Annotated in this window: 8 protein-coding genes; 5 read left to right on the top strand and 3 right to left on the bottom strand. The window is 45.7% G+C overall.

Translation table 11 applies throughout. From position 1 onward, the window contains the following. Nucleotides 1–103: 103 nt before the first annotated feature. The gene (locus tag AC0LWT_RS18930; protein WP_474682821.1) at nucleotides 104–499 is read left to right on the top strand and encodes an NPCBM/NEW2 domain-containing protein; all 396 of its coding nucleotides are present in this window, start codon (nucleotides 104–106) and stop codon (nucleotides 497–499) included. Then, nucleotides 472–633, top strand: a complete 162-nt coding sequence (locus AC0LWT_RS18925; RefSeq protein WP_474682820.1) for an NPCBM/NEW2 domain-containing protein — start codon at nucleotides 472–474, stop codon at nucleotides 631–633. The genes AC0LWT_RS18930 and AC0LWT_RS18925 overlap by 28 nt, the downstream gene beginning before the upstream one ends. Before the next feature lie 282 nt (nucleotides 634–915). Here AC0LWT_RS18925 and AC0LWT_RS18920 read toward each other — a convergent pair whose 3' ends face one another. Then, nucleotides 916–1,575 (bottom strand): TetR/AcrR family transcriptional regulator, encoded by a 660-nt coding sequence (locus AC0LWT_RS18920; RefSeq protein ID WP_474682819.1) that lies wholly within the window; start codon nucleotides 1,573–1,575, stop codon nucleotides 916–918. A 280-nt stretch (nucleotides 1,576–1,855) separates the two neighbouring features. Here AC0LWT_RS18920 and AC0LWT_RS18915 point away from each other — a divergent pair, with 280 nt between their 5' ends. The 3 genes from AC0LWT_RS18915 to AC0LWT_RS18905 are packed head-to-tail and all read left to right on the top strand — an operon-like array spanning nucleotide 1,856 to nucleotide 4,906. After that, nucleotides 1,856–2,707 (top strand): SDR family NAD(P)-dependent oxidoreductase, encoded by an 852-nt coding sequence (locus tag AC0LWT_RS18915; RefSeq protein ID WP_474682818.1) that lies wholly within the window; start codon nucleotides 1,856–1,858, stop codon nucleotides 2,705–2,707. Then, a complete protein-coding gene (locus AC0LWT_RS18910; RefSeq protein WP_474682817.1) occupies nucleotides 2,704–3,714 on the top strand; it encodes a zinc-dependent alcohol dehydrogenase family protein in 1,011 nt (336 codons plus the stop codon). The genes AC0LWT_RS18915 and AC0LWT_RS18910 overlap by 4 nt, the downstream gene beginning before the upstream one ends. A 31-nt stretch (nucleotides 3,715–3,745) precedes the next feature. Next, nucleotides 3,746–4,906 carry an SMP-30/gluconolactonase/LRE family protein gene (locus AC0LWT_RS18905; protein WP_474682816.1) on the top strand — a complete coding sequence of 387 codons (1,161 nt, stop codon included), beginning with the start codon at nucleotides 3,746–3,748 and terminating at the stop codon, nucleotides 4,904–4,906. 348 nt (nucleotides 4,907–5,254) lie between these two features. Here AC0LWT_RS18905 and AC0LWT_RS18900 read toward each other — a convergent pair whose 3' ends face one another. Then, complete coding sequence (locus AC0LWT_RS18900) at nucleotides 5,255–10,324, bottom strand: NHL domain-containing protein (protein ID WP_474682815.1); 5,070 nt, start codon at nucleotides 10,322–10,324, stop codon at nucleotides 5,255–5,257. Nucleotides 10,325–11,071: 747 nt separating this feature from the next. Further along, nucleotides 11,072–12,623, bottom strand: a 1,552-nt coding sequence (locus tag AC0LWT_RS18895) for an S-layer homology domain-containing protein (protein ID WP_474682814.1), incomplete at its 5' end; no start/stop codon positions are given.

Raw genomic sequence — 12,623 nt, 5'->3', positions numbered from 1 at the left:
GTTATAAATCCAATAAATGGTTGCGTGAAGGCGGTGTAGTGCCGTAATACTCAATAATGGAGATGGATGAAAGCTAAAGAAATCTGAGCGGGTTCTCACTATTGTGTCAATAGCGGTATTAGGCGTATTAGGTCAAACAAGTACGGCCAGCATCACATTTAACGGTGTGTCCGGTACCTACGATATCCTTACACGTTTTGTCGGGCAAGTTCAAAATGGAGTAAGCAGTACAACTTCGACCAGAAACATGTCGCCTGCAAGCAATGCGGTAACTGTAACGACACCGGTCACACCGCAGGTTTATTTGAGCGATCTTACCTGGGTATCTGCGACAGCGGGCTTTGGTACCGTGCAAAAGGATAAGAGCGTGGACGGAAAGACATTAAAACTGAACGGACAATACACATGGTTCCAATCGTTTATAGGCGTTGATGATGAGGTAAGTTCAAATGCGACCGTAGTCTTCCAAGTATGGGCGGACGGCAACGCCAGACGATGACTCCAACGAGTGCAACGAAATCCGTTGATGTTAGTGTAGCAGGTGTAAATCAATTGGTGCTAACTGTAACCGACGCAGGAGACGGAATAAACAACGATCATGCCGATTGGGCGAATGCGAAGTTATCCAGGTAATCATATATACAGAAACGGGACGGAGCAGTCGTCATACCTGCTTCGTCCCGTTTTTCAACTTTTCGATGCTTAGCCTTGAATCGAATTCTGTTGGGAGACAAATAAGTTTTGAAGTACTTTTTACAAAGCATATACCCTCAGTTCGCAAAAGTCTTTTAAATTATCGTTCAGGCTGCACAATTAAGTCGCAAACATAATCATGTAGAGTCTGGTTTACTGGAGCAGATATTTACAGAAAATTTTGTGCAGTGTGTGACTTGTCAACCGGAGCAGGATCCCGCATTAGGCGCTATGATCTGGCAACAATGATCTGGAAAGTAAAGACAACGTTTGTTTGTATACCGCATGGGCCGATTGTACATTTCCTAAGTGTCCACCCATGTAAAGATGAATAACGCCATGGAGTGAGGCCCAGACGATACGTACAACGGATTCCGTGTCATACTGGCCGGGAATCAACCCTTGCTCTTGCGCATTGCTGACCACGGTCAATAATTGCCGCATGGCTGTTACGGTGCCATGCATACTTTCCTCGTCCGGTTTGAAATCTGCGAAGGCTCCTCCGAACATCAGCTTATAATAGCTGGAGTAACGCTGCCCGAATTGCCAGAAGGTTTCACCTAGATTCAGCAAATGCTGCGCCGGATCAGCTGCTTGCGGCGTCCCCTCGAATTCGTTAGCGAGAAGCTTACAACCTTCCAGATACAACTGCTGAGCCAAGCCCTCTTTATTGACAAATAAGCTATAAATGATTTTTGTCGAGCAATCCATTTTCTGCGCTACTTTACGCACCGTAACGGCTTCTGGACCCTCTTCTTGCAAGAGCGTTGCCGCGGCATCAACAACAAGTTTGCGGAGATTTTCAATATTTTGTAAGCGAGCCTCTTGGTAGGTTTTCAGCACTCGTGTGTTTGTATGAACAGAGTTATCCTGGTCGCTCATAATCATCTTCCTTCAGTTATCATGTTTTCGTTAGGAAACAAAGTTTCTTAATTTCTTATCAAAAATTTTATACAGTTGATGGGTAGTTGTCAATGAGACATGGGATGTTTCTAAGATCGTATTGACTTTCTTAAAAAGCGTAGTTACAATGATATTAATTAGAAACACTGTTACCAATCATGTGGTGACTCTTATTTTTTTGGGGAACTGAGGATTCCTTTAACTACATGGTAACATCGTTTCATTATTATAACATAGTATCTAAAAGGAGAGTAGCACTATGAAAATTCAAGGAAAATGGGCGCTCGTCACTGGAGCTTCTTCCGGTATTGGAGAGCAATTCGCAAGACAACTAGCCAAACAAGGCAGTCACTTGGTACTCGTGGCTCGATCAACGAGTAAACTTGAGAGCCTGGCAGATGAGCTTAGAAAGAAGTATGGCATCAAAGCCGAGGTTATCTCTATGGATCTTGCGAAAGAGGGCGCACCCAGCGAGTTATATCGGCAATGTGAACTTTTGAAAGTGGATATCGAACTGCTAATCAATAATGCAGGCTTTGCTACACATGGTTTGTTCGAGCAAGTGTCAGGTGAGCGTCAACATGAAGAAGTTATGCTCAATGTCGCTGCTGTTGTAGATATGACGCACTTGTTCTTGCCAAACATGTTGCGCAAAAACTCAGGAGCAGTTATTAATGTGGCTTCAACCGCCGGATTTCAACCGCTTCCCTTTATGGCCGTATATGGGGCGACGAAAGCTTTTGTCTTGTCGTTTACTCAAGCATTATGGTGGGAAAATCGCGACCGCGGCGTGAAATTCTTCGTACTTTGCCCTGGTTCGACGGACACCAGCTTCTTTAATGTTGTAGGAACGGAAGAAGCCTCTGTCGGAAAGAAAGATACGCCGGAAAGAGTCGTAGAGGTTGCACTTCGCGCGTTGAAGGAAGGGAAAATATACGTCGTTCCGGGTGTGCAGAATTATATCGGGGCGCAGTTATCGCGATTCATAACACGCAAGCAAGGTCTTCGACTTGTTGGAGGCATGCTTCGTCCGCGCGGAGGATCCGGCAATAATAATAATTATAAGAATGCAGGTAATCAATCTGATCTTGCTGGGAGGACAATTCAATGAAAGCTATACAACTGACAAACGGCTTCGGCTTTGAGGAATTAAACTTAACGGAACTCGACATACCAACGCCAGGCCCCCATGAGGTGCTGATCCGCATGAGGGCAGCTTCTCTCAATTACCGGGATCTAGTGATCCTTAGCGGATTAATGCCGATTGAAATTAAATTTCCTTTCATTCCATTATCAGACGGAGCGGGAGAAATTGTAGCCGTTGGCCAAGGAGTAACAAGGTTTCAGGTGGGAAATCGAGTAGCGGGTAATTTGCAACAGCGATTCATGGCTGGCAGTCCAAGAGCAGAAGTATTAAGAGACAGTCTAGGAGGTCCGTTGAACGGAGTGGCGGCCGAGTATGTCGTTCTACATGAAGACGGAATCGTTCATATTCCCGATCACCTCACTTGGGAGGAGGCTGCCACCTTACCGATCGCGGCATTAACCGCATGGAGCATGCTAATCGAATACGGTGGATTGCACGCGGGTGATACCGTGCTGTTGCAAGGAACAGGCGGTGTTTCCATCTTCGGGCTTCAATTCTCTCTTATGGCCGGTGCACGAGCGATCATTACATCGAGCAGCAACGACAAGCTGGTACGAGCAAAAGCTCTCGGTGCCTGGCAAACGATCAACTATTCGGAAGTTCCCGATTGGGATCAAGCCGTGTTAGAGATGACTGGCGGCGTCGATCATGTTCTGGATGTTGGAGGAGCGGCAACGATGGTCAAATCCATAAATGCACTTCGCATTGGAGGGACCTTGAGCATGGTCGGGTTCTTATCGGGCTTGACCATTCCGGAATATGATGTCACGGGCATCTTGCAGAAAGCAGCAACTATTCGCGGCAGTCAAGTCGGCAACCGGAATCACTTTGAAAAGATGAATCGAGCGATTGTCCATCATCGCTTACATCCCGTCATCGACCGTGTATTCCCTCTGGAGCGAATTGGAGAAGCCTTCGCGCTCTTGGCTGAAGGGAAGCAATATTTTGGGAAAATCGTAGTCCAAATTTAAATCTCACTTAAAAGACATAGGAGGCACTCTAATGCCAAATGCACAAGTTCGTTCCGTTAAATCTACTGAAGGCGTGAATCGCCCTAAACGCTCAACACGTAAAGTGCGCAGAGCAGGGCTATCGCTGCTTGCGGTGCTCCTTCTTGGAGTCATCGTTTTCTTACTAGTTCCTTCACCTATCGAACCGGTAAAATGGCTGGCGCCGACGGCTCCCTCTTTTCAAGAAGCAGGCCCATGGAAACAGAACAACAAACTTAGCGCTGCTCAGCTAGTCACAGATGCTCCACAATTCCCGGAATTCATAACATTTGATAAAGATGGCCAGCTATATACAGGAGATTCGGACGGAAAAATTTACAAGGTTCCTTTCGATGCAGAAGGCAATCCACAAAAGGCCCAGGTGTTTGCAGATACCAAAGGAACGCCTAATGGCCTTAAATTCGATGCCAAAGGCGATTTGATCGTTACGGATATCAAGAGGGGACTGCTGTCTATAAACTCAACCGGGAGCATAGAGGTATTGGCTGATCAAGTGGACGGCAAGCCGATCTATTTAGCTAACGAGCTTGATATTGCCCGGGACGGCTCCATTTATTTTTCGGATACCTCGAACTATGGACGTGTGACATTCAGAGAAATTGCCGAGAACAAGCCGCATGGACGCTTGCTGAAGTACGATCCAATGACCAAACAGACGACCGTCTTGCTAGAAGGCCTCTATTTTGCAAACGGGGTTGCCTTATCTGCGGATGAAGATTTCGTGCTTGTGGCGGAATCGTATCATTATCAGTTGACCAGATACTGGCTTAAGGGTCCAAAGAAGGGGACATCGGATATTTTTGCGGACAATCTCGCAGGCTTTCCAGACAACATTACTCGTGATGAGCAAGGTCATTTCTGGGTCGGGATCTTCACGACTCGCCTTTCTTTTGCTGATCAGATGCATCGCAGCCCGTGGTTGGCCGGTTTCATGGCCAAATTGCCGGAGTCGCTGCTTAGCGGCGCAAGCGCACCGGCGAAGCATGGGCTTGTCGCGGAGCTCGGCCCGCAGGGTGAGCTTATCGGAAGCTGGCATGATCCGGATGGTTCGCTAAATGGCATAACTACGGCTGCAAGCCATAACGGATATTTATATATAGGAACGGCACCAGGAGGCAGCAAGGGTGTTCATCGCGTGCATTTAACAAGATAATGTTGGAATCCGGGCTAGTTATAGCATCCATGTCAATGACTATCTTTTAAGGTGGTACTTACATGGATGTTTCTTTCTAAATGCTAATCCAATACTTTAGTATCCCTGACCTTTTTGAATCTATGTATAAGATCCACTAGGGAGATTTTATTTTCTTCCAAATCTTTTTCGATTTCAGTGTTCTTCCCCGTCAGGCTTTCGGATGACGTTAATAATATCCAGTATTTACCACTAACTGCATAACTCATAAAGCTAAATATATATCAAATTTAAAATATAGCAACACCGCCGATTGAGAGTTCTACCTCTCAATCGGCGGTGTTCTAAAACTCAAACTCTATATTGGAATTAATCTATCAAATTAGATTTTTTCAATAATCTTTCAACAATAACAGCAATCTCTGCTCTTGTGATATTTTGATTTGGTGCTACTGTTGAATTTGTTTTTCCGTTAACAATACCAGCATTTACGCAAGTGGCTACAGCAGATTGTGCATAGTTTGCTATATCATTTGCGTCAGCAAATTTCGCAAGGGAAGAAACATTACTATCTCCGTTTAGTTTTGTAATGTTCATCACTCTTGCAATCATCACCATTGCGTCTTGCCGTGTAATGTTTCCGTTAGGGTTGTATTTGTTTTGTCCAACGCCTTGTACAACGCCATACTCATAAGCTGTTTGTACATAACCTGTAAACCAATCATTTGTTGTATGATCAGCAAATGAAGAAGTGTTGGCAGATGGTTTTAGTCCAAGTGCATTGACGATAATAGCAGCAAATTCTGCACGAGTCATATCCTTGCTAGGGTCGTACAAGTTATTTCCAACTCCGCCTACAACCATTTTAGAACCCATATTATTGATTGAAGATTTTGCCCAGTTGTTTGCAACGTCGCTAAATGCAACAGGGTGTGATACAACAGCATATGTGCTGTTTGTTAAGCTTTTAATTTTTGCAAAGTGTTTGCCATCTATTGTTGCTACAGTCGTTGGAACATGGCGTACTGCACCGTTTGGATCGATGACAACACCTGTACTAACCTTGCTAGGATCAACACCATCAGGAAGCGCAATCGTACGCTCAACAAAGGAACTAAACTTGCTAATATCTACTGTTTGACTATTGTATGTGCTAGAGATATCAAAGTTTACCGGTGCTGTCAAGACAGTCATATAGTTTTTTGCAGCTGCATTTGAAACAAGCTGAGCTTGTTCGCTTGAAGCATTAGAAATTGAAACATTTATATGGATGTCTGAAAGAGTTACATTTTTGCCAAGAGCATTTGAAACTGCACTGATGTTGATTTGTGAAGCAGGTAGGGAATATGACGCAACTGGTGTTTGGATAACAAGCGTTGCTGATTTGCCCTCCATATTTTTAAAATCCTGTCCACCAAGTTGTACACTCATAATGTCTGATGTTTGTGTGAACGGGATCGTGAATGTTGAACCGTTTGCACTACTATTTAATTGAGCTGTCAAACTTGCTGAGTCAACTGCGAAAGAAGTATTTGTTCTACCATCGCTTGTTTTGTTTTGAGTAACTTTACCTGATAGGGTACCGTTGATTGTTGTTGGAGTAGTGCCACCAGTGTTTTCTCCGCCAGTGTTGCCTCCGCCAGTGTCGCCTCCACCAGTGTTGCCTCCACCAGTATTGCCTCCACCAGTGTTGCCTCCACCAGTGTTGCCTCCACCAGTATTGCCTCCACCAGTATTGCCTCCACCAGTGTTGCCTCCACCAGTGTTGCCTCCACCAGTGTTGCCTCCGCCAGTATTGCCTCCACCAGTGTTGCCTCCGCCAGTATTACCTCCACCAGTATTGCCTCCACCAGTATTACCTCCACCAGGAGTGGTAGTAGTCAAATAAAGTGCACGTATTACGTTATTTCCCGTATCACCTATATAAATACCGCCATCAGGTCCAACAGAAATTCGGGTAGGTTGGTTAAGCTTGGCAGATGTAGCAACATCTCCATCGCCGCTATAACCTGCTTTACCGTTTCCTGCAACTGTTGTAATAACACCTGTTGTTTTGTTCACCATGCGGATGGCATGGTTTCCTTGATCTACAATATACATATTGTCTGCCGAGTCAAAGGCAACGGACGAAGGATTAGTAAGCTGGGCAAATACGGCGCTACCCCCGTCGCCACTATAGCCTTTCAAACCATTTCCTGCAACGGTTGTAATAATACCTGTCTTTTCATTCACCATGCGTATTCTGTTGTTGCTATAGTCTGCAATATACAAATTCCCTGCCGAGTCAAGCGCAACCCCTTCAGGGTTATAAAGTCGAGCATCTGTAGCAGCGCCGTCGTCGCCGCTATATCCGGATCCTTGTCTACCTCCTGCAACTGTTGTAATAACGCCCGATGTATCCACCTTACGTATGGCATGGTTACTGCCATCTGCAATGTACATGTTTCCTTTAGCGTCGAATACCATTCCATAAGGATAATTAAGGTTAGCGAATGTAGCCTGACCATAGTCGCCGCTATAACCTGGATAACCATTTTTTCCACCTTGATCGTATTTACCAAGTCCTGCGACTGTATTGAGAATATTTGTTGTTTTATCCACCTTACGTATGACATGATTTTGCCAATCTGCAATATACAGATTTCCAGAAGGGTCGAAGGCAACTTCCGTAGGAAAATTAAATCTGCCCGCACTCGCATCCATTTCGTCCCCATAGTAACGGGATATACCAAGCGGTCCTCCTGTCACTGTTGCAATATTTCCGGTTTTGTCCACTTTGCGTATTGCGTTGTTTCCGGAATCCGCGATATACATATTTCCTTTAGAGTCAAATGTAACGTTGCCGGGTAGAGATATTTGGGCAGATGTAGCTGGTCCTCCGTCACCGCCGTACTTCGAGGTATGATCTCCGACTACTGTTTGGATGTAGTAAGTCGGCGGTTTTGCATTAGGGCCAGCAGTTACTGCATTGGGAGCAGCGATACTCGCAGTCCCGCTGTATCTTCCAGTGCCTGTCGCGACGGCATACAAATATTTGCCAACATCGGCTGAACTCGGAATGTAGGAAGCCAATGTGGCCCCCGGAATAGCCGTACCGTAAGTCGTGCCTGAAACTGTATTCGTGTACCATTGATATGTCGCTGTAACGTCAGTCGGCAACGCAGTCGCAGTTATCGGTGTTCCGGATTGCGGGCTGTCGGAGTCGAGTTTTGCATCGGTGAAGAAAGTAGGTATATAAAGTGTATATACCGTGCTATAGATTGAGCTGGCTGCATATATATTACCTTTCTTATCAATGGCAAGGCTGTAGAAATTTGCCGAAGACTTGGTCGCTTCCGGCCCATATCCTGAACCATTCCCGGCAATTGTGTGAATCTTGCCCGTTGGATCCACCATGCGCAATCTCTTGTCGGCAATATATAAATTTCCTGTGGCGTCAAAGATAAGAGCAGTAGGGCCATAAAGCTTAGCCTGTGTCGCTGGTGTTCCGTCGCCGCTATAGCCTTGTGTACCGTTTCCGGCAATTGTCGTAATTTTCTCAGATGCATCTACCTTACGAATGACATAATTATTAGTATCTGCAATAAATATATTTCCATTTGAGTCACAGGCAATTGCGCTAGGCTGATTAAGCTTAGCCTGTATCGCCGCTCCTCCGTCTCCCTCATAGCCTGGTGTACCATCCCCGGCAATTGTCGTAATTTTCCCGGATTTATCCACCTTGCGTATGACATTGTTACCGGTATCCGCAATATACATATTTCCTTCCAAGTCAAAGGCGAACCCTTTAGGCTTATTAAGAAGATTGCCGGTATTCACAGGTAACCAATTTCCCATATATATCTCATTGGAATTGGTCGGTATAAAATACAAATTATCTTGCGGGTCAACGGCAATTGCATGAGGATAATTTTTGTAAGTAAAATTAACTGGCAGTGTTGAAATTGTGTCAGATGTATCTACCTTGCGTATGACAAAATTTATTGAATCCGCAATATACAGGTTTCCTGACGAGTCGACGGCAACTCCCTTCGGTTGATTAAGAAGGGCGGATGCCGCCGGTCCGCCATCTCCACTATAGCCCTGAGACCCTTGCCCGGCAAAGTTTCTGATGTAGTAGTTCGGCGCAGTGTTACTGCCAACGGTTACTGCGTTTGCAGTAACTGCACTTGCACTTCCAGCATAAAGACCTGTTGCCGTTGCAACTACATATAAATATTTGCCGACATCACTCGCAGTTGGGTCGTAGCTAGCCGATGTGGCGCCCGGAATAGCCGTACCGTAAGTAGCACTTGAAACTGTGTTCGTGTACCACTGATAACTAACCGTCGCATTAGATGGTTCAATTGAAGCGTTTAATGCTGTTCCTGTTTGCGGGCTGTCGGAGCCGAGTGTTGTACCTGTAAGAAAAGTAGGTATATAAAGCTCATACACGACATTATTTCTCCAATCGCAAACAAATACATTGCCGTTAGGTCCAACTGTAATTCCGTAAGGGGAATTCAGTCCGGCTATCATTGTCGAAATATTGCCGGATGTATCCACTTTGCGTACTCTTTGATTACCAGTATCTGAAATATATAGATTTCCGACAGCGTCGCTGGCAATCCCCTGAGGTTTATTAATCTCAGCAGATGTCGCCGCTCCTCCATCACCCTTAAAGCCTGCAGTGCCATCCCCGACAATTGTTGTAATCTTGCCGTTTGTATCTACCTTGCGTATGGCATGATTGCCATAGTCGGCGATATACAGATTTCCGGCTGAGTCAGCGGCAACTCCATAAGGCTCATTCAGCATGGCAGATGTAGCAGTTGCTCCATCCCCGCTATATCCTTTTGTACCACTTCCAGCAACTACAGAGATATTCCCTGAATTATCCACTTTGCGTATGACATTGTGTTGCGCATCTGCAATATACATATTATCATTCGAGTCAAAGGTGATTCCGCGAGGAGTATCAAGAACACCCTTTGTAGATGTTACCGCCGAAAAAATTCCATCATTCCCCATATTACTTACGACATTATTGAAAGTATCTGAAACATATAGATTTCCTTTTGAGTCCGTAGCGATGCCTTGAGGAAGGTTAAAACCAGAACTTACTTTTGAAATAGTACCGGATGAATCCACCTTACGTACCATAAAATTGGTAGAGTCTGCAATATACATATTTCCAGATCGGTCAAAGGCAACTCCGGTAGGGTTTCCAAGGACAGCGGATGTAGCGGGGCCTCCATCACCATTTCTAGGCGGAATAGCACCTCCGTGTCCCCCAGCAACTATTCTGGCGTAGTATTGCGGTGCATCATCTGCTGCATAAGCTTTGCTGAAATTAAAACCTCCGAACAGGCTAAAAACCAGTGCAATAACTAGACAGAAGCTAATGATCCTGTTTGGTTTCGTATAAATAATAATCACCTCATTTAAATTTTGACCCATCTTCCGTTAGTCTTTTAGTGCAGAAAATAGGGAGAGGAGTGGTCGAACCGTTTCTTGGATAAAACTGTTAATCCTGAATCTGTTTGATATTTACGAGCAAACCAACGCCAAGGAATCATTTTTTCATTCAATCAATCGCTACGCTGCCTCAAAAATTCTCCCTTCGTTAGTATCATAACATTATGACAACGACTACTAAGCTCCCTAATTCGACATTCTTCACATCGAATCTGAACCTAATTTGAGGATCACACCACATTCTATCAAAACGTTCTCTCAAAATTCTCACAAACTTCGCCGAATTATGTCGAAACGGCCGGGCTACTCATCTCCTTTGGCGGTTGTAGGCTTCATTTCGTGACGATAGGCACTCTCACGTAAGTTGGAAAATTGCTCCTTGTTATGCTGTTTGAACAATGATCCAGCAAAATCTGATTCATTTCCTCATGCAGGAATACACGGATAGGTGCTCTTCAAACACACGCTCCGCCTTTTTCCATCCCCCCGACCAAATCCTTCCAGTTCTCAAAAAGCAAAACTAAAAGGCATGAGCCCGGTACGGTACCGGACTCATGCCCTAGAAGCTGCCTAACAATATACTGTCTAACTTTTTGGGGTCACTTCATCACTAATAGTGTGACAAAGCTCCTTTTTGATTTTGTGGATTTAGCTCATGATCAAGCCCATAATGCAGTTCAGTGGTACTAGCTTGATATCTTTAAGCGTCAATCCGTGCTTTTCCAATCACTAAATTAACTTGGATTTTTGTAAAAGCCTTTGAATAATAGTTGCAACCTCAGCCCGAGAGATGTTATCATTCGGCGCCAACCGGCCGCCGTTTCTGCCTGACACAACTCCTGCCTGCAAGCAATCCGCAATCCCGCTTTTCGCCCACTCTGATACCTGCGTCGCATCTGCGAATGACATCAGCAGCTTCTCTGTATCTGCTGACGAAAATTTGTCTTTAAGTCCGGTTAGCGTCATCGCTCTTGCGATGATGGCCATGGCCTGTTCCCGGGTAATGCTGTCATTCGGACGGAATGTGCCATCTTCGAATCCGCTGATCAGATTATACGCGTAGGCAGTTTGCACCACACTGCTGTACCAGTCTGATGACTTTACGTCTGTAAATCGCGCGGCGCCATCCCCCTGTTTAATGCCTAATCCTCGTACCATAATCGCCGCAAACTCCGCACGCGTAATCGCTTGATCAGGAGCAAACAGGCCTTTGCCCGTACCATTAATAACCATGCGGGAGCCCATATCGTTTACAGCATTTTTCGCCCAGTGGTTCTCTACATCATTAAATGCCAGAGGGTGCCAGATCACGGAATACGTGCTGTTCGTCAAACTATTAATTTTGGCATAGTAGGTACCGTCAATCTTGCTAACTGCCGTCGGTACATGACGAACGGTTCCGTCCTTTTCTACGACAACGCCTGTTGTGATTCGATTCGGATCTACCCCAGCAGGAATGGCAATGGTTCGTTCCACATAAGCGTTGAACTTGGAAATTTCAATCGTCTTATCCCCGTATACGCCAGTAACTGTGAAATTGTACGTTGGAGCAATGATCGTAAATTGTCCTTGTGCTGCCGAGTTTTCCACGAGTTGCGCAGTTTCTGCTGTAGACTTGGAAATCTCAATCCTTATTTTAATATCTTGCAGATTCACGTTCTTGCCTAATTGCCCCGATATGGCGTCGATGTTCATCTGTTGTGCAGGCAGCGTATACGATGCTTGCTCTGTTTGGATGACGACCAACGCCTGCTTTTGCTCCATGTTCTTGACCATCTGTCCGGTCAATTCTCCGATCAAAACGGCAGAGCTCGTCTTCACCGGAATGGTAATCACCGCATGCTGACCTTCCGCTGCCAGCCTGTCGTCCAGCTTCTTCGCATCAATCGCAACCGTTGTAACGGATCGGTCATTGACTATAGTTGTGGTGGCGATACCTGCATGTTCAACTTTCCCGTTCACATAAACTTCAATCACGTTGGCAGCAGCAGCAGGTGTACTGCTTCCCCCGCCGCCTCCGCGGTCTCCTCCGCTCTCGCTAGGAGAGGCTGATTTTACGGTTACCAGGCTCGTTGCTGTCTTGCCGCCGTCTTCCGTTGTAACGGTTATCGTCGACGTTCCTGCCACCTTTGGCGTCACCACACCCTTCACATCAACAGTTGCGACGTTTTCATTGCTGCTGCTCCATGTGACTTTCTTATTGGTCGCGTTACTCGGATACACCGTTGCCGTGACGGTTGCCGCGCTTCCTCCCGCCGCCAAGCTCAACGTTGAAGGATCC

The organism is Paenibacillus sp. sgz302164 (genome assembly GCF_056120505.1).
The sequence above is the reverse complement of the archived record's forward strand: the minus strand, read 5'-3'. Positions and strand labels throughout refer to the sequence as shown.